Source organism: Mycobacterium sp. ZZG (genome assembly GCF_054786995.1).
Genome location: NZ_JBTBFV010000061.1, coordinates 12079 through 30333, shown reverse-complemented (window position 1 = coordinate 30333; position 18255 = coordinate 12079). Strand labels below are relative to the sequence as shown.

Sequence of the window (18255 nt, the reverse complement as noted above, 5' to 3'; positions counted from 1 at the left end):
CCATCCGGGTTGTGCACCAACCGCGGCGCCTCATCCAAATACCTGCGCGGCAGATGATTCTTGAACATGTCCGGCGGCTCGACGATGTGATCATCCACGCTGATCAAAATCATGTCGTCCTTGTTCATCGTCGTGCCCGATCTGTGTGCGCTTACCGTATGGCCGACAGTTTAGCGCGGCGGGTCAACAGCAGCGAGCACCCGGGTCGGCGTCGGCGGCTGCGTGACGGCGCCGCCAGTACTCGCGTTCGGACAGCGGGGGCTCACCCGTGTGTCTGCGCGCGTGGTGATCCAGATAGCGCTGATAGTGGTTGTCGCCCATCAGGGTTTGGCAGTACCAGCCGATGCGGCCGACGGCTTGGCGTGTGGCCGCGGTAACGCGTCCCATTGCTTCTGCACCTCCTTCTCCGCCGAGGTCATGACCATGCCCGAAGGGGCGAACATGCGGGAAGGTAGCTGAGCGTCTTCACTGGTCGGCCCGCCGTGGCCGCGAATCGCTCTCAGCGCCACGATCAGTCCGGCGACGAACACGATCAGCACCAGTACGGCGAAGACGATCGACAGCGTGCCCTGGATGAACGTGTTGCGGATGACGGCGTCGAGCTGGCCGGCGTCCTTGGCGGCGCCGAAGCTGGTGGCCCCGCCGTCCCGCGCGTTGCGGTACTGGAAGTGCTGGGTCCAGTATCCGACCTTCGGGTCGCCGGAGAAGATCTTCTGCCACGACGCCGTCATCGTGACCACGAGGTCCCACAGCAACGGGATCCCCGGTATCCACGCCCATTTCAGCAGTCCGCGTTTGATCACCACGACGGTCACGACCGTCAACGCGATGGCCGCCAGCAGCTGGTTGGCGATGCCGAACAGCGGGAACAGCGTGTTGATGCCGCCCAGCGGGTCGGTGACCCCCATCAGCAGGATGCTGCCCCATGCGGCGACGACGATGATGCTGCAGATCCACGCGCCGACCCGCCAGCTGGGATTGCGCAGCTTCTTGAGCGGGCCGCCGAGGTTGCCCAGTCCGTCGGACAGCATGAACCTGGCCACGCGGGTGCCGGCGTCGACGGTGGTGAGGATGAACAGCGCCTCGAACATGATCGCGAAGTGGTACCAGAACGCCTTGAGGCTCGCGCCGCCGAACACCTGGTGCAACACCTCCGACATGCCGAACGCCAGGGTCGGGGCACCGCCGGTGCGCGACACGATGGACTCCTCGCCGACACTTCTGGCGGCGTCGCTGATCTCCTGCCCGGTGATCGGCGGCCCGGACAGCCCCAGCCCGTTGACGTAGTCGGCGGCGCTCTGGGCGGTGGCGCCCGTCGCGGCCGACGGCGCGTTCATCGCGAAATACAGGTGCTGGTTGAGGATCGCGGCGGTGATCAGCGCCATGATCGCCACGAACGACTCGGTGAGCATGCCGCCGTAGCCGATGAGCCGCATCTGGCTCTCCTTCTCCAGCAGCTTGGGCGTGGTGCCGGAGGAGATCAGCGCGTGGAAACCCGACAAGGCACCGCAAGCGATCGTGATGAACAGGAACGGGAACAGCGAACCGGCGAACACCGGGCCGGTTCCGCTGGTGGCGAACTGGGAGATCGCCGGCGCCTCCATCACCGGACGCGCCAGCAGAATGCCGACCGCCAGCAGCGCGATGGTGCCGACCTTCATGAACGTCGAGAGATAGTCGCGGGGCGCCAGCAGGAACCACACCGGCAGCACCGAGGCGGCCAGGCCGTAAATGATGATGCACCAGGACAGCGCCACCTTCGACAGCGTGAACCACTCGGCGCCCCAGCTCGTTTCGGCGACCCAACCGCCGGCGACCACCGCCAGCAGCAGCAACGCCACTCCGATCAGTGAGACCTCGGAGACCCGGCCCGGACGCAGGAACCTCAGATAGAGCCCCATGAAGATCGCGATGGGGATCGTCATCGCGATCGAGAAGACACCCCAGGGGCTTTCAGCCAGCGCGCCGACCACCACCAACGCCAGCACCGCGAGCAGGATGACCATGATGACCAGCACACCCACGATCGCGGCGGCGCCGCCGACGACCCCGAGCTCGTCGCGCGCCATCTGCCCCAGCGACCGTCCGCGCCGCCGCACCGAGATCGACATCACCAGGTAGTCCTGCACGCCGCCGGCGACGACCGCGCCGATGATGATCCAGATCGCGCCCGGCAGATAACCCATCTGGGTGGCCAGCACCGGTCCCACCAGCGGACCCGCCCCGGCGATCGCGGCGAAGTGGTGACCGTACAGCACCCGCCGGTCGGTCGGCATGTAGTCGGTGCCGTTCTCGAAAACCTCTGCGGGCGTGGCGTTGTCGTCGCGCGGTTGGACGATCTTCATCTCGATCAGCCGGGCGTAGAACCGGAAACCGATCACATAGGTGCAGATCGCGGCGATGACGAACCAGACCGCGTTGACTGTCTCGCCGCGGAAGAACGCGATGATCGCCCAGGCGGTGGCGCCGAGAAGCGCGACGACGGTGAAGATGATCTTGTGTTTGACGGTGATCGGCGACCTGTCGACGATCGCCACCGGTGGCAGGTCCTCGTCGGTGCGGATGTAGGTGATCTCCCCATCGGTCTCTTCGATGCGGTCCGATGCGGCGGTGGGTGTGGCCACGGTGTCTCCCGGTCTCTCCGTCGGCTCGACTGTGTTTCTGCCCTGGATCCATGCCTTGTCTCGATACTGGCACCGGACGGAGCGCACGTGTGCGGAAACCTCCTATTGCGATGTCAGCTTCCGCGTTCGTAGAACGCGCGCACCGTGTCGATGGTGTCAGCCTCCTCGGCGGTCTTGTCATCGCGGTAGCGCAACACCCGCGCGAAGCGCAGCGCCATCCCACCGGGGTAGCGCGAGGAGGTCTGGATTCCGTCGAACGCGATCTCGACGACCTGCTCGGGCCGGACCTTGACGACATGGCCGTCTGATGTCGCGGCCGGGACCGCTCCTCGGTCTGATGTCGCGGCCGGGGCCGCTCCTCGGTCTGATGTCGCGGCCGGGGCCGCTCCGGCGGCCAGCGCCAGGAATCTCTCCGTCTGCCACGCCAGCATCTCGTCAGTCATGCCCTTGAACGTCTTTCCCAGCATCACGAAGCCGCCGGTGGCCGGGTCCCGGGCGCCGAGATGGATGTTCGACAGCTTGCCGGTGCGCCGTCCCGATCCCCACTCCACGGCCAACACCACGAGGTCGAGGGTGTGGACGGGCTTGACCTTGAGCCAACCCGCGCCGCGGCGGCCGGCTTCGTACGGGGCTGTCGGCGATTTCGCCATCACGCCTTCATGGCCCGCTGCCAGCGTCGCGTCGAGAAAGGCCTGGGCGGCCGCCGGGTCCGAGGTCAGCAACCGGTCGACGCGCTGCTCCTGGGGCACCGTCGCGTCGAGTCGGGCGATGCGCGCTTCGGCGGGCAGATCGAGTAGGTCGAGGCCGTCGGCGTGCAGGAGGTCGAAGAAGAACACCGACAGTCTCTGGGCCGCCGCGCTCGCCGCGCCGCCGCGGCGCCCGAAGCGCGCGGCGGTGATCTGGAACCGGTGCGGGCGGCCGTCGGCCCGCAGCGCGATCGCCTCGGCGTCGGCGATCAGATCGGTGACCGGCAGCGCCAGCGTCGCGTCGACGATCTCGGGCAGCCGGGCTGTGACATCGTCGAGGCTGCGGGTGAAGATCGACACTGCGTCGCCGCGGCGGTGGATCTGCACCCGTGCCCCGTCGAGCTTGGTTTCGAACAGGGTAGGTCCTCCGAAGCGTTCGAGCGCGTCGGCGACGCCGGTGGCCGTCTGGGCCAGCATCGGCCCCACCGGCCGGCCGACCTGCAGGGTGAACCGGGCGAGCGCGGACTCGCCCTCGGTGATGGCCGCGGCGGCCACCGCGGGAAGGTCGCCGCCAAGCATCGCGGCGCGACGCACCGCGGCGGCCGGAATCCCGGCGGCTTTGCCGACCGCGTCGGTCATCACCCCGACCAGGGCGCCCTGTCGTAGCTCGCCGGTGAGCAGGCGGCGCAGGAAAGTCTGCTCGACGGCGGTGGCGGCGGCGAAGAGTCCGGCCAGGAGTTCGGCGCGGCGGGCCTGGGAACCCTTGCCGGACGTGGCTCCGATCTCGCCGAGGAGCGCGTCCACCTGGTGGACCGTCAGGGTGGGCACGTCGGCCGGGGCGGGCACCGACCGCACGGACGCCCATCCCACTCCGATCTGGCGTTGCGTCAACTCGCCGGACAGCCAGGACACGACGACGTCGACCTGCCGGGCATCGCCGCCCGCGCCGGCCGCCCCCAGCAGCTCGGAGATCCGGGCGATCTTGGCCAGCCGCGCCGAGGAGGCCGCGACGTCCGCAGAAGCGGTGGCGACGTCTACCAACAGCACGCCATGATCCTCTCAAGCTCGCCGAAATCGCATTCCACGCGGCCAGAACCGTGAAAGGACCGCGTGGAATGCGAGTTCGGCGAGCTCACCTCACGACGAAGGTGATCGAGTGCCAGCCTGTCGCCCCATCGGGGACCGGGTCGGCACGCTCGGAGGTCTGCGTGTAACCGGCGTTGTCGGTGGCACGGACCGTGATGCGGTGAAAGCCCGGCTCACGCGCGTCCCACGGGAAACTCCACAACCGCCAGGTGTCCCCGGAATAGGCCTCGCCGAGGGTGGCCGGTTGCCACTGGCCGTCATCGATCTGGACTTCGACGGCGCGCACCCCGCGGTTCTGGGCCCACGCGACACCGCCGAACGTGACCGGACCGACGGGGACGTCCTGGCCGGCGCGGGGCACGTCGATCCGCGACGCGGTCTTGATGGGGCCGCGGGCCGACCATCCCAGCCGCGTCCAGTACGCCTGCGCGCGGTCGAATCGCGTCACCTCCAGATCGGTCACCCACTTGGTGGCCGAAACGTAGCCGTACAGCCCCGGCACCACCAGGCGCGCGGGGTAGCCGTGCTCGGTCGGCAACGGTTCACCGTTCATGCCGATGGCCAGCAGCGCATCGGCGCCGGTGAGCGCCTCGACAGGCGTGCCCGCCGTCCAACCGTCCACCGACATCGACAGCACCATGTCGGCATCGGGCTGCACACCGGCCTCGGCGAGCAGGTCCCGGACGCGGTACCCCGTCCACACTGCATTCGAAATCAGATCGCCCCCAACAGGATTGGACACGCACGTCAACGTGACGACCTTCTCGACAACCTCGAAGCGCTCCAGATCGGGGAAGCGGAGCTCGATCTCGCGGTCCACCATGCCGTGAATCCGTAACCGCCAGTCCTGTCGGCTGAGCTGCGGGACGCTCAGCGCGGTGTCGATGCGGTAGAAGTCGGCGTTACGCGTGACGAACGACGGAAGCTCAACGCCCTTGGGCGCCACGGTGTCTGGGATGGGCGGCGCCGCCCTGCCGGGCTTCGGCAGCGTGAACGCCTCGCGGTCGCCGGACACCGACGACGTCCAGCGGCCGACGACCGCGCCGACGACACCGCTCGCCACCCCGGCACCCAGCAGGCCGAGGGTGACCAACGACAGCCGCCGGCCCTCGTCGGTGCCGGGCCCGTCCGCCGCGTCGCCGAACCGGCCCGACACCAGCAGCCGCAGCGCCGCGACACCGCATGCCGTGCCCACCAGGGTGGGCGCCACGTCGACCACCGTCGCGCCGGCGCGGGACAGCACCGCCGCGCAGCCGACCACGCCGGCCAGTACGATCACCGCGCTGCCCCACGGACGGCGCCTGGATTCGAGGACGCCCGCGACGGCGGCGAGTGCCGCGATCACGACGAGCACCATTACCGTCAGAGCCAGCTTGTCGGCGGTGCCGAAGGTGCTGATCGCCCAGTCCTTCACCGGTCCGGGGGTCCGATCGATCACCGCTGAACCGACGGCGGTGCGCACGTCGGACTGCGGCCCGAACGCGGCGGCCAGAAGTTGCGCGACTCCGACGCTGACCGCGGCGGCCGCGATGCCGGCCATGGCTCTGGCGCCGCGTGTGCTCATGCTGCCAAATTACCGTCGCGCAGAACCCGAGAGTCTTACCGAAGCATGTCATCCGCTAGGTTGCAGATGGGCTTTACAAATCGTCCACATTCTGCAAAGTCGGGAAAGGGAACAGATGGAGATCGAGGGCAAGAAGGCCGTCGTTGTCGGCGGCGCGTCGGGCTTCGGACGGGCCACCGCGGAAGCACTGGCCAAGCGCGGGGCGAGCGTGGCGGTGCTGGATCGTCCGCAGTCCAAGGGCAAGGAGGTGGCCGACCAGATCGGTGGCACCTTCCACGAGGTCGACATCACCGACTTCGAGGGCACCGAGTCCGTGCTCAGCCAGGCCGTCGAAGCCCTCGGCGGCCTGCACATCGCGGTCACCACCGCCGGTGGCGGCATCGCCGAGCGCACCCTGAAGAAGGACGGCCCGCACAGCCTGGAATCGTTCCGCAAGAGCATCGACCTGAACCTGATCGGCACCTTCAACATCAGCCGGCTCGCCGCGTGGCAGATGTCGAAGAACGACCCGGTCGACGACGAGGCCGAAGAGCGGGGCGTCATCATCAACACCGCCTCGATCGCGGCCTTCGAGGGCCAGATCGGCCAGGTCGCCTACACCGCCTCCAAGGCCGCGATCGCCGGTATGTGCCTGACCATGGCGCGGGATCTCGGCAGCCTAGGTATCCGCGCGCTTGCGATCGCGCCGAGCCTGTTCGCCACCGGGCTCACCGAGGGCATCCCCGACGAGTACGTCAGCATGCTGACCAAGGACGCGGCGTTCCCGAAGCGCCTCGGCAAGCCCGAGGAGTACGCCAGGCTCGCCGTCGCGATCGTCGAGAACCCGATGCTGAACGGCCAGTGCCTGCGCCTGGACGCCGGCCAGCGCTTCGCCCCCAAGTAGCAGCGGCGAATCGGGCGCGCACTGGCACTCGATGTCGCTTGGCGCGCCCGATTCAGCGCTACGGTGGGTGGGTGGCTACTGTTGCCGAGCACGTCATCGCGACCCTTCACACCAGCGGCGTCCGGCGGGTCTACGGACTTCCCGGGGACAGCCTCAACGGCTTCACCGACGCGCTGCGCCGCTCCGGCCAGATCAGCTGGGAACATGTGCGCCACGAGGAGACGGCCGCGTTCGCCGCGGCAGCCGACGCGGCCCTGACCGGACAGCTTGCGGTCTGCGCCGGCAGCTGCGGCCCCGGCAACCTGCACCTGATCAACGGACTTTTCGACGCCCAGCGGAGCCGGGTGCCGGTGCTGGCGATCGCCGCCCACATCCCGCGCGCCGAGATCGGCTCGGAGTACTTCCAGGAAACCCACCCGCAGGAACTGTTCCGCGAGTGCAGTGTCTACCGGGAACTGGTCAGCACCGCCGAGATGCTGCCGCGCATCCTGCACATGGCCATGCGGGCCGCGGTCGAGGATCGCGGTGTCGCGGTGGTCGTGATCCCCGGCGAGATCTTCCTGCAGAAGGCCGAGCCCACTGCCTGGCAGACCCGGCCGGTCGTCGCCGCCAGGTCGGTGGTGCGCCCCGACGACGCCGGCCTGCGCGAGGCGGCGGCAATGCTCAACGCCGCGCAGGCGGTGACGATCCTCGGCGGTGCAGGCGTGGAGGGAGCGCACGACGAACTCGTCCGGCTCGCCGCGACGTTGCACGCCCCGGTGGTGCATGCGTTGCGCGGCAAGGACTTCATCGAATACGACAATCCGTACGACGTCGGGATGACCGGGCTGCTGGGCTTCGCGTCCGGCTACAAGGCGATCAAGGAAGCCGACCTGCTGCTGATGCTGGGCACCGACTTTCCCTATCAGCAGTTCTATCCCGACCGCGCGAAGGTCATCCAGGTCGACATCCGTGGTCGGCATCTCGGGCGGCGCACCCCGATCGACCTGGGGCTGGTCGGCTCCGTCGGCGACACCCTGGCCGCATTGCAGCCGCTGGTCCACCAGAAGGCGGACCGCACCCACCTGGACCGCTCGCGCAGGCACTACCGCAAAACCCGCAAGACCCTCGACGAGCTCGCCGTCAATGACCGCAACCGCACCCCGATCAGGCCGGAATATGTTGCGGGGCTGGTCAATAGGATGGCCGACGACGACGCGGTTTTCACCGCCGACGTGGGGTCGCCGGTGGTGTGGGCGGCGCGTTACCTGACGATGAACGGCCGGCGCAGGCTCATCGGGTCGTTCAATCACGGCACGATGGCCAACGCGCTGCCGCATGCGATCGGGGCGCAAACCGCGTTCCCGCAACGCCAGGTGGTGGCGCTGGCCGGAGACGGCGGATTGACGATGTTGTTCGGCGAGCTGATCACGTTGATCCAGAACCGGTTACCGGTCAAGGTCGTCGTGTTCAACAACTCGTCGCTGAACTTCGTCGAACTGGAGATGAAGGCGGCTGGCATCGTCAACTTCGGCACCGACCTGACCAACCCGGATTTCGCCGCCGTGGCACAGGCGATGGGCGTCTTCGGCCGGCGTGTCGAGCGCCCGGATCAACTCGAGCCGGCGTTGGCGGACGCGTTCGCCGCCGGCGGTCCTGCCGTCGTCGACGTCATCACGGCGCGGCAGGAACTGTCGATCCCGCCTGCCATCACCGCCGAACAGGCCAAGGGGTTCTCCCTGTACGCGATCAGAACCATCCTCGCCGGCCGTGCCGACGAACTGCTCGACCTCGTCTCCACCAACGTGGCGCGGCGCATTCTGGACTGATCTGCGCGGGTGCCCTGAGACGATGGCGGCATGCCAGTCGACGTGACGCTGACCGAGACAGAACAGGATGCGCTGCGGAAGTGGGTGCGGGGGAGCGGGATCGGGTCGACGCTCACCGATGTCACCCCGTTGACCGGTGGGTCGCAGAACATCGTGGTACGGCTGCGGGTGGACGGGCGGCCGATGGTGTTGCGCCGGCCGCCGCAGCACCCGAGACCCACCAGCGACAACACCATGCGCCGCGAGATCGCCGTGCTGCAGACCCTGAAAGGCACCGCGGTGCCGCATCCGGAACTGATCGCCGGGTGTGAGGACCTCGACGTGCTCGGGGTGGTGTTCTACCTGATGGAGGCGATCGACGGGTTCAATCCGGGCACCGAGGCCGATGAGGCCTACGTGCGCGACGCCGGCATGCGGCACCGCGTGGGGCTGTCATATGCGGCGAGTCTGGCCGAATTGGGCAAGGTGGCGTGGGAGGGCAGCCCGTTGGCAGCGCTCAAACGACCGGGATCCTTTCTCGCGCGCCAAGTTCCGCAGTTCATGCGGCTGCTGGAGAGCTACCGGCACGATCGCTACTCGCCCGAGTCGTTCCCGTCGGTGCACACGCTGGCCGACTGGCTGGAGACCTGCCGACCCGAGGATGCGGCGCCGGGGATCATGCACGGTGACTGCCATCTGAACAACGTGCTGCTGCGTCGGGACGTCCCCAAACTCGCGGCGTTCATCGACTGGGAGATGTGCACCGTGGGTGACCCGTTGCTCGATCTCGGGTGGATGCTCGTCTGCTGGCCGGACGGGCCGAATCCGATCGACGCCGGTTCCGCCCTCGCCGCCCTCGGGGGTCTGGCCACGCGGCCCGAACTCGTCGAGGCGTATCTGGGCGCGGGCGGGCGCCGCCCGGAACGCCTGGACTGGTATGTCGCGATGGCGTGCTTCAAGCTCGCGATCGTCATCGAGGGTACGTGGTCGCGCTATCTGGCCGGCCAGGCCAGCGCGGAGGCCGGGGAGCGGTTGCACGCCTCGGCGGAGAACCTGATGGCGCTCGGAACGTGGGTGTCCAAGGGCGACAACCCATTCGTGTGATCAGCGGTAGGCGTCCACCCCGAGCTTGACCGCGAGGGTGACACCGGCCAGTCCGATCGCGATACGGAGAGGTTTGTCCGGGCTGTGCCGCACCACCACCGGGCCGAGCCTGGAGCCGAGCAGGCACCCGGCTCCCAGCACGAGAACCGCGACCCACTGCACGGGCGCCACCGCGGCGAAGATCAGCGCGGCGACGCCGTTGGCCAGACCCAGGACCACGTTCTTGCCTGCGTTGGCATGGGCCAGTGTCTCGCCGCCGAGGCGCAGGAACAGCGCCAGCAGCAGCACCCCTGCCGCGGCGCCGAAATAGCCGCCATAGATGCAGATCGAGAACACCGCGACACCCTGCAGCGCGAGCGTGAGGGTACGGCGATTCCGCGACGCGCCCGGGCTGTCCCGGCTCGGCCGTACCGGGAGCAGGATCGCCAGGGACGCGAACCCGAGCAGCAGCGGCACGATCTTCTCGAAACCCTCCGCCGGCGTCGACAACAGCAGGACCGCACCGGCGACCCCACCGACCGCGGCGAACGGCAGCACCCGCTTCAACATCGCACCCTGCCCGGCCAACTCGGGCCGCGATCCCAGGATCGACCCGACGCCGTTGAAGACCAGCGCGACGGTGTTGGTGACATTGGCCGTCACCGGAGGCAACCCCACCAGTAGCAGAGCCGGATAGGTCGCCACGGACGCCAGTCCGGCGATGCTGCCGGTCAATCCACCGGCGATTCCGGCCGCGAAGAGCAGCACCGCTTGCGACCAGGACACCGGCACATTGTGCCGGTTGCACCACGCGATGGCGGAGGTCTAGCATCGCTGACGTGCCGAGGCGACTCGTAGTAGCAACCCGCAGCGGGGTCTGATCCTGACCGACCCCCCGCTGTGGGTCGTCGCTACTTCTGTCGGTCGCTCCTCTCGGATCGAAAAGGCCGGCACATGAACTCCCCGATCTCCACGTCAGATGGTGCACCGATGACCTTCGCCGCCGTGATCGACGGCCGCCTGCCGAGCGCGCTGCGCGAGCCGGCTGCGACCAAGTCGTTCGACGAGTTCTTTCACGAGTACGCGCCGGCGTCCGGCCCGGTGCGGCTGGGGCAGTGGTGCTGCGTCGACGGTGAGCGACGGCTGGGGCCGCAGGTGCGCCACTACCAGGCGACTTTGGGGTTGGGAGACCGCATCGGCACCTCCCGTGCGGCGGCGTGCGGTCCGGTCGCCGCGCTGACCGCGATGCTCTATGAGCACGGCGTTGCCGTCGAGATGACGGCCTTTCACCAGTTGCGTGCCGGTGAGCACACCGCGACGTTCATCCGGGGCAGCGACGGCGAGAGCTCGCAGTGGGCGATGGGGTGGTCCGACGATCCGACCGAGTCGGCGTTGCGCGCGGTCGTCGCGTGCGCCAACCGGCTGATGGCCGACAGTTAGCGCCGAAATTGCATTCCAGCAGCCGAAGTTTCCAGCGGCGAGCTGCTGGAATGCAATTTCGGCGGAAGGGCAATCAGTGCAGCGGGCGCAGCACGATCGGCATACCGTCGAGCGGGACCGGCATGCCGCCGTAGTCGTAGCGCGGCTGGTAACCGGGGCGCGGCAGCTCGAGCCGGTAGTTCTGCAGCAGCCGGTGCATGACCGTCTTGATCTCCAGCTGACCGAACACCATGCCGATGCACTTATGGGCGCCGCCGCCGAACGGGGCGAACGCATACCGGTGCTTCTTGTGCTCGTTGCGGGGTTCGGCGAACCGTTCCGGATCGAACTTGTCGGGATCGGTCCACAGCTCGGGCAGCCGGTGATTGATCGACGGCCACGTGACCACGTTGGTGCCGGCCGGGATGTAGTAGCCCAGCAGGTCGGTGTCGCGGACAGCCTGGCGGAAGTTGAACGGCAGCGGCGTCATCATCCGCAGCGACTCGTTGATCACCAGGTCGTAGGTCTCGAGCTTCTCCAACGCCTCGATGTCCAGCGGGCCGTTGCCGATGCGCGCGGACTCCTCGCGCAACCGGTCCTGCCACTGCGGATTGGCGGCCAGGTGGTAAGCCATCGTCGTCATCGTCGACGTCGACGTGTCGTGCGCAGCCATCATCAGGAAGATCATGTGGCTGACGATCTGGTCGTCGGTGAAGCTCTGACCGTCTTCGTCGGCGGAGTGGCACAGCACGCTGAACATGTCGGTGCTCTCCGAGCGCCGCTTCTCGCCGATCCGGCTGGAGAAGTAGTCCTCCAGCGTCTTGCGCGCCTTGATGCCCCGCCACCACGTCAGCGGCGGCACCGGCTTGCGCACAATCGCGTTGCCGGCGCGCGTTGTCGTGGTGAACGCCTGGTTCACGGTCGTGACCAGGGCGCGGTCGGTTCCCGCCGGCACACCCATGAACACCTCGGAGGCGATGTCGAGGGTGAGCTCCTTGATCGCGGGATGGAACAGGAACCGCGGATCATTGGCCACCCAGTCGTGGGCCAACACCGCCGAGGCCACCGAATCGATGTGCGAGACGTAGCCGGTCAGCCGGGTGCGGGTGAACGCCTCCTGCATGATTCGGCGGTGGAACAGGTGCTCGTCGAAATCGAGCAGCATCAGCCCGCCCTCGAAGAACGGCCCGATGACCGGGTCCCAGGCTCGCTGGGAGAAATCCTTGTTGCGGTTGGTGAACACCGCCTGGGTCGCGTCGGGGCCCAGCGCCATCACCGACGAGAGCGCGGGGGATTCGGCGAAGTACACCGGCCCGTGCTTGCGGTAGATCTCCAGGATGAAGTCGGGGCCACCCCGGAAGATCTCGATCATGTGCCCGATGATGGGCAGCCCGGCGTCGCCGCGGATCGGTTTCAACTCGCTGCCGGCCGGTGGCTCGGCGAGCACGAACTGGTCCCACTGCTTGTCTTTGAGGCGCTTCTCCACCGCGCCCATTCCCGGAATGGTGACCGGCGTCGGCTTGAGCCGCCGTTTGGCCTGGTCGAGCAGATAATCTGTGGTCGAGACTGTCGGCACTTGAACGCTCCTGGAGTCGAAGGCTGTGGTCGATGTCACTTTGGCCGCTATCCTGGTCGAGACTCTTGACGGCTGTCAAGTTTCTTAGGTTTGTGTCGGAGGTGTGGTGATGCCAAGGTTTACAGGCATGACGGCCGATCCCACTGCCACCGACCTTCGCCGGAGTAGAGGTGACCGTCAGCGGGACGCCATCGTGACCGCCGTTCGCGAACTGCTGCAGGAAGGCTCCTTCGCCGATCTCTCGGTGAGCACCATCAGCGAGCGGGCGGGGGTGGCCCGGTCCGGCTTCTACTTCTACTTCGACTCGAAGTACGCGGTGCTCGCGGTGATCGTGGCCGAGGCGATGGCCGAGCTGGATCAGCTGACCCACGACTTCGCACCCCGCGAGCTCACCGAGTCGCCGTCGGAGTTCGCCCGGCGCATGGTTGGCTACGCCGCCACGGTGTACTCCAGAAACGACCCGATCATGGGCGCGTGCAACCTGGCCCGCAACACCGACGCCCAGATCCGCGAGATCATGGACGACTTCCAGGACTCGGTGGTGGACAAGATCGTCGGACTGGTCGAACACGACTCCGGCGCGCGCCCGATCTCCGATGACCTGCCGGCGCTGGTGCGCACCCTGATCGCGGTGACGGCGATGACGCTGTCCCACGACAGCGCGTTCATCGGCCGGGGCGAGGATCCCGCCCGCGCGGTCGACATCGTGGAACGGATGTGGTTGACCGGCCTGTGGGGCGGCGACAGGCTCACCGCGGACTAGGGCGTGTCTGCTTAATGTGAACGATGTTGTGCCTGATGCTGTTTAAGTGTTACGGACTGATGTGATTTCTGATGACTTGTGGTCGGTGATTGAGCCGGTACTGCCTTCGGGTCGACGGCGCGGGCGGCCGTGGAACGATCATCGGGTGACGCTGGAAGGAATTATCTGGCGTTACCGGACTGGATCTCCGTGGCGCGATCTGCCCGCGCAGTTCGGCGCCTGGCAGTCGGTGGCTGAACGTCACCTGCGGTGGTCCACCGACGGCACCTACGCGCAGATCTTCGCAGCGATCTCCCGTGACATCGATGTCGATGACGCTGACGCTGAGCTAGTCGAACTGCTGCTGGCGGTGGATTCGACCAGCGTGCGTGTACATCAGCATGCCGCTGGTGCCCGCCCTGGTCGCCACACAGGGGGATCTGTCGAATTACAACAAACACCCCGATGAGCCCGATGGCCATGCCATCGGCCGTTCACGCGGCGGGCTGACAACGAAGATCCACGCGCTGGCCGATCAACGCTGCAGCGCGGTCACCATGGCACTGTCGCCGGGGCAAGCCGGCGACAACCCGATGCTGTGGCCACTGCTGACTGCCCATCAGGGCCCAAAGTTTCGGCTACTCGCCGATAAGGGGCTCTCCGCATTGAGCGGGGCGTGTGCTGATTTCATGCTGCTGGTCTCTGCCCTCGGGTGAGGGCGATGTGGACCATGATGCGCCTTCGGTAGTTGTCCATGTTGGTGAAGCCGCATCCGACACGCTTGGTTTGCTTGATGATCCGGTTGAAGCCCTCGGTGCGGGCGTTGGTCACGTCCTCGGTGAGCGCGACGAGCACCGCTGGCCACCAGGTGTCGATCGTGGTCGCCAGGCGGCTGGTTTCCTCCATGTCGGCGCGGGCGGCGGCGTCGTAGAAGTCGTACAGCCTGCGCCGGATCTGGTGCGGCTGGTGTTCGGCCAGCAGCAGGCGCAGGCGTTCCTTGACGGCATGCGCGGCGGCGATCTCGTTGGTCGGATCCTCGGCGGCGAGGGCGGCGTTGAACCGGGCCTTTTGCTTCACGGTGAGGTGCTCGTAGCCGATGAGCAGCAGTTGCCGGCTGGCCCAGACTTTGTCGGTGGCGGTGCCGCGGCGGCCGTGCAGTTGCCGGGTGATCCGTTGACGGACCTGGGTGACCATGAGGTTGGCGAGGGCGACGAGATGCCACTTGTCGACTGCGATCCGCGCGTCCGGCAGGGCGGTGCGGATCCCGGATCGACAGGTACAACAGTCGCCCGCCCGCACACCCGCCTCGGCAACGCCCCACCCGCCGAGTACGAGGCAGCGCACTGCGCTGAGCCCACCAAGTCATCGCGACCGGCAATGACACCTGCATAGACGTGGCATCAACGCGTAGATGTTTCAGTTTCTTCTGTGCTGGGGCTGTGTCAGGTGCTGGACCGGGTGTAGGCAGCGGCGCGCACCACATCGTCGTCCTCCAGTCCAGCTCCTAGTGCTCCGCCCACGGTGGCCAGGCTGGCGGTGAGCCAGCTGATCTTCGCGTAGTCCAAAGCGTTCACTGGGTGACCGGCGACACCGGCCAGTACCTGCTCGTCGATGAGCAGCAGCGCGCCGACCCAGGACAGGATGAATAAGCCGAGGTAGAACACCACAACCCCGATGGCCACGGTCGCGGTGGTGGCCAAATTGAACAGGATCACCTGCTCACGTTGGGCTCGCCGCCGTGGGCGCTCCCACAAGTCGGCTCCCAGGATCAGGGTGGCACTCACCGCCCCGATCGCCATCACCGCCAGCAGGACCAGGCGCACCGGCCAGTAGGCCATGGCCAGTACCCATAGGTCCGAGGCCACCAATGTCAGCATGCCGGTGGCCGCTGCCACGACCATCGCCCGGGAGAGCCGGGCCACGAAGGCCCAAGGCTGGTTGGCGCGGATCATGCCCAGCAGCAACCGCACGTTGCCGCTCAGCACTCGGGCCGTGAACTGCACGACGTTGTCGTCCGGGCGTTCGTCGAGATCGGTGGACAGCTGGTGGGCTCTTCGAGCAAGATCCCGCTGGGCGTTGAGGTCTTCGGCGTCGTAGCCCAGGAGCTGCCCGACCACGTGCACGGTGGTCTCTTGCACCTTCTGCCGCACGTGCACGGCTCCCAGGGTTGGGACGGAGACCAGTCCTACCCCGTGCACGGGGCTGAGCTGGGTGAGCACCGGACGTCGGCCGGTCTTCAGGGGGATCTCGGTGAGCACCACGGCCAAATCCCAGTTCTCCTCCAGCACGCGGTTTCGGGCCGCCTCCAGCAGGTCCAAGGTCTCGGTGGGTGGATCGACCAGCCGGTCTTCGGCCATCTTCAGTTGCCAGCGCACTCCCGGATACCGCTGCACCAAAATCTTGCGCACCGAGGTGGTGACCTCGGGGCCGAGCATCGCACTCAGGGATGGTGAGACCACCAGGCCGATGAGCAGCTCGGCATCGGAAAGGGGTTCGGCAGGATCGGGGGTGGATCGGCAACGCTCAGCAGTCATCGCTCCATGGTGAGGCAACCACGGGCCGGATTGCCACTGGCTCGATGGAGCCCCCAAGGTTTCGTGCAGCACCGCGGGCCGGATTCGGTGGTCGCCTCGATCCCGGAGAGAGCGGTGCTGCTCACTGCGAAATCCTCTCCCCGCCGACGCCGCCAGCGCGAAGACATCACAGCCAGCGGGCCCGGGACCTGCCGGTGTCGAGGACGGCTTCTCGATGATGCTGCAGTGACGGATCGGTTGAAGTGCTTCGGCGGTGTGGGAGCAGTGATCAGCGTGGGGCCGGTCGATTCCGTTCGGACAGGTGATGCATCGACTGCCCAGCGGCAGGTGCGGTACTGATGCGGGGGTACCCGGTGCAGGGGTGTCAAGGCCCAGCTCCGAAGACGGCAAGCCGGGCACGTGAAAGGCGAATTATGGCCCGCCGCAACCCGAGCGGGAAGGCATGTGTGGCACGAGGCGCGCCGAAGACGGGCCGGGCGTTTACTGCAGAGATAAGGGGCTCTCCGCATTTGAGCGGGGCGTGTGCTGATTTCATGCTGCTGGTCTCTGCCCTCGGGTGAGGGCGATGTGGACCATGATGCGCCTTCGGTAGTTGTCCATGTTGGTGAAGCCGCATCCGACACGCTTGGTTTGCTTGATGATCCGGTTGAAGCCCTCGGTGCGGGCGTTGGTCACGTCCTCGGTGAGCGCGACGAGCACCGCTGGCCACCAGGTGTCGATCGTGGTCGCCAGGCGGCTGGTTTCCTCCATGTCGGCGCGGGCGGCGGCGTCGTAGAAGTCGTACAGCCTGCGCCGGATCTGGTGCGGCTGGTGTTCGGCCAGCAGCAGGCGCAGGCGTTCCTTGACGGCATGCGCGGCGGCGATCTCGTTGGTCGGATCCTCGGCGGCGAGGGCGGCGTTGAACCGGGCCTTTTGCTTCACGGTGAGGTGCTCGTAGCCGATGAGCAGCAGTTGCCGGCTGGCCCAGACTTTGTCGGTGGCGGTGCCGCGGCGGCCGTGCAGTTGCCGGGTGATCCGTTGACGGACCTGGGTGACCATGAGGTTGGCGAGGGCGACGAGATGCCACTTGTCGACTGCGATCCGCGCGTCCGGCAGGGCGGTGCGGATCCCGCCCGCGTACGGCGCGGACGGGTCGATCACGACCAGGTCGATGCCGGCCCGGAACGCGGGTGTCTGCAGCGCGAGCCAGTCGATCACGCACGCCCCGGAGCGTCCCGGGGTCAGCCCGAGAAGGTGCCCGGGCAGGGTGGGGTCGGCGTTGACGAACGAGGTCATCCACGGGTTCGACCGTGTCCAGCGGCCTCTTCGAGCACCCAGCGCACCGACCGGGCGCGGGTCTCGTCGATGCCGAGCACGCGGGTGGGTTCCGGCTCGGGCAGCCACTGGTTGGCCAGTGCGATGAGCGCCCGGTGCGCGGTCGACCACGCCACCTGGTACTCGCTAGCGACCTCGCTGACGGCGCGGTTGCCCGACGCGATCGCCGAACCGATCTTCTCTCGTAGCCGGGTCGTGAGCCGCGACCGTGCCGGCACAGCGCGGGACTGCTGCGTGAATGTCGCTGTCCCACAGGCCGGTTCGCGGCACACCAAGCGCCGTTTGAGCCACCACAGATCAGTTCTTTGGCCGGAGGCAGGCAAGTCCTTGACTCGAACCAGTGGCCGCTCCTTGATCCTTGAGGTGAGCACCCCGCACTCGGGGCAGGCGCCCTCCGGGTCGATGACCTCGATGCCGACACGCACCGTGTCGGCATCGATTCGTTCGAGCTGCAGGACGGTGAACTCGTCCTCCAGCCCGAGCAGCACTGACGTACCCTCGTTCATGCTCGTGGCCTCGCTGTTGTCGCGTTGTGAGAGACCAACAGCATGTCGGGGCCACGAGCCCCATCAACTACCGGGCACCCCGCTCAAGCGCGAAGAGCCCGATAAGGCGTACTCCCATGACTCGACCCGAGCCCGACTGCGCCAGCTCAAAATCGCCCACACCATTCCCGAGCGCAGCGACCAGATCGCCCGCCGAAAGAGCCGGGGAAGCAAAGGTGGACGGCCACCGGCGTTCTCCGGGCGAATCTATAAGCACCGCAACACCGTCGAGCGATCCTTCAACCGCTTCAAGCACTGGCGAGGTATCGCCACCCGATACGACAAATACGCGCTGAGCTACCTCGGGGGCGTCACCCTAGCTGCGATCATCATCTATCACCGCGTCCGCAATTAACAGACACTACCTAACCCCGCCGCGGCGGTCGGCGACGCTTCCGCCGTAGTGTCGTTC

At 67.4% G+C, this 18255-nt stretch carries 15 protein-coding genes and 3 pseudogenes; 7 read left to right on the top strand and 11 right to left on the bottom strand.

Annotation, left to right across the window (positions count from 1 at the left end; all coding sequences use genetic code 11):
- From ACXMYJ_RS24290 to ACXMYJ_RS24270, 5 genes and pseudogenes are all read right to left on the bottom strand, one after another.
- Positions 1–128 (bottom strand): annotated as a pseudogene (locus ACXMYJ_RS24290) (amidohydrolase family protein); the annotation flags it as partial.
- Positions 129–183: 55 nt separating this feature from the next.
- Complete coding sequence (locus ACXMYJ_RS24285) at positions 184–321, bottom strand: YbdD/YjiX family protein (protein ID WP_460359075.1); 138 nt, start codon at positions 319–321, stop codon at positions 184–186.
- Positions 321–2624 (bottom strand): carbon starvation CstA family protein, encoded by a 2304-nt coding sequence (locus ACXMYJ_RS24280; protein ID WP_460359074.1) that lies wholly within the window; start codon positions 2622–2624, stop codon positions 321–323. Before ACXMYJ_RS24280 ends, ACXMYJ_RS24285 begins: the two co-directional genes overlap by 1 nt.
- Before the next feature lie 113 nt (positions 2625–2737).
- Positions 2738–4357: an ATP-dependent DNA ligase gene (locus tag ACXMYJ_RS24275; protein WP_460359073.1), complete on the bottom strand. Its 1620-nt coding sequence runs from the start codon at positions 4355–4357 to the stop codon at positions 2738–2740.
- A gap of 85 nt (positions 4358–4442) precedes the next feature.
- Positions 4443–5960, bottom strand: coding sequence for a molybdopterin-dependent oxidoreductase (locus ACXMYJ_RS24270; protein ID WP_460359072.1), 1518 nt, complete (start codon positions 5958–5960; stop codon positions 4443–4445).
- Between the two features lie 115 nt (positions 5961–6075).
- On the opposite strand from ACXMYJ_RS24270, the gene ACXMYJ_RS24265 reads away from it, so the two are divergent.
- The 3 genes from ACXMYJ_RS24265 (at position 6076) to ACXMYJ_RS24255 (ending at position 9734) form a co-directional block, all read left to right on the top strand.
- Positions 6076–6843: an SDR family NAD(P)-dependent oxidoreductase gene (locus tag ACXMYJ_RS24265; RefSeq protein ID WP_260751290.1), complete on the top strand. Its 768-nt coding sequence runs from the start codon at positions 6076–6078 to the stop codon at positions 6841–6843.
- 71 nt (positions 6844–6914) lie between these two features.
- A complete protein-coding gene (gene poxB, locus ACXMYJ_RS24260) occupies positions 6915–8651 on the top strand; it encodes a ubiquinone-dependent pyruvate dehydrogenase (RefSeq protein ID WP_460359071.1) in 1737 nt (578 codons plus the stop codon).
- Between the two features lie 30 nt (positions 8652–8681).
- Positions 8682–9734, top strand: coding sequence for a phosphotransferase family protein (locus ACXMYJ_RS24255; RefSeq protein ID WP_460359070.1), 1053 nt, complete (start codon positions 8682–8684; stop codon positions 9732–9734).
- Here ACXMYJ_RS24255 and ACXMYJ_RS24250 read toward each other — a convergent pair whose 3' ends face one another.
- Entirely contained in the window at positions 9735–10499 is a 765-nt protein-coding gene (locus ACXMYJ_RS24250) for a sulfite exporter TauE/SafE family protein (protein ID WP_460359069.1), read from the bottom strand.
- A 204-nt stretch (positions 10500–10703) separates the two neighbouring features.
- Here ACXMYJ_RS24250 and ACXMYJ_RS24245 point away from each other — a divergent pair, with 204 nt between their 5' ends.
- Positions 10704–11153, top strand: coding sequence for a homocitrate synthase (locus ACXMYJ_RS24245; protein ID WP_460359068.1), 450 nt, complete (start codon positions 10704–10706; stop codon positions 11151–11153).
- A gap of 73 nt (positions 11154–11226) precedes the next feature.
- Here the strand turns inward: ACXMYJ_RS24245 and ACXMYJ_RS24240 are convergent, their stop codons facing one another.
- Positions 11227–12708 (bottom strand): cytochrome P450, encoded by a 1482-nt coding sequence (locus tag ACXMYJ_RS24240; protein ID WP_460359067.1) that lies wholly within the window; start codon positions 12706–12708, stop codon positions 11227–11229.
- 127 nt (positions 12709–12835) lie between these two features.
- Here ACXMYJ_RS24240 and ACXMYJ_RS24235 point away from each other — a divergent pair, with 127 nt between their 5' ends.
- Together ACXMYJ_RS24235 and ACXMYJ_RS24230 are read left to right on the top strand one after the other, a co-directional pair.
- Complete coding sequence (locus tag ACXMYJ_RS24235) at positions 12836–13471, top strand: TetR/AcrR family transcriptional regulator (RefSeq protein ID WP_260751296.1); 636 nt, start codon at positions 12836–12838, stop codon at positions 13469–13471.
- Between the two features lie 46 nt (positions 13472–13517).
- Positions 13518–14112 (top strand): annotated as a pseudogene (locus ACXMYJ_RS24230) (IS5 family transposase); the annotation flags it as partial.
- A gap of 25 nt (positions 14113–14137) precedes the next feature.
- Here ACXMYJ_RS24230 and ACXMYJ_RS24225 read toward each other — a convergent pair.
- From ACXMYJ_RS24225 to ACXMYJ_RS24210, 4 genes are all read right to left on the bottom strand, one after another.
- Entirely contained in the window at positions 14138–14794 is a 657-nt protein-coding gene (locus ACXMYJ_RS24225; RefSeq protein ID WP_260751297.1) for a transposase, read from the bottom strand.
- Between the two features lie 98 nt (positions 14795–14892).
- Positions 14893–15984, bottom strand: coding sequence for a hypothetical protein (locus ACXMYJ_RS24220; RefSeq protein WP_318996496.1), 1092 nt, complete (start codon positions 15982–15984; stop codon positions 14893–14895).
- A 531-nt stretch (positions 15985–16515) separates the two neighbouring features.
- On the bottom strand, positions 16516–17367 hold the full coding sequence (locus ACXMYJ_RS24215; protein ID WP_460359066.1) for an ISL3 family transposase: 852 nt from the start codon (positions 17365–17367) through the stop codon (positions 16516–16518).
- Entirely contained in the window at positions 17256–17804 is a 549-nt protein-coding gene (locus ACXMYJ_RS24210; RefSeq protein WP_460359065.1) for a transposase family protein, read from the bottom strand. Before ACXMYJ_RS24210 ends, ACXMYJ_RS24215 begins: the two co-directional genes overlap by 112 nt.
- Before the next feature lie 100 nt (positions 17805–17904).
- Between ACXMYJ_RS24210 and ACXMYJ_RS24205 the strand changes: the two are divergent.
- Positions 17905–18198, top strand: a pseudogene (locus ACXMYJ_RS24205) (transposase); the annotation flags it as partial.
- Between the last annotated feature and the right edge of the window lie 57 nt (positions 18199–18255).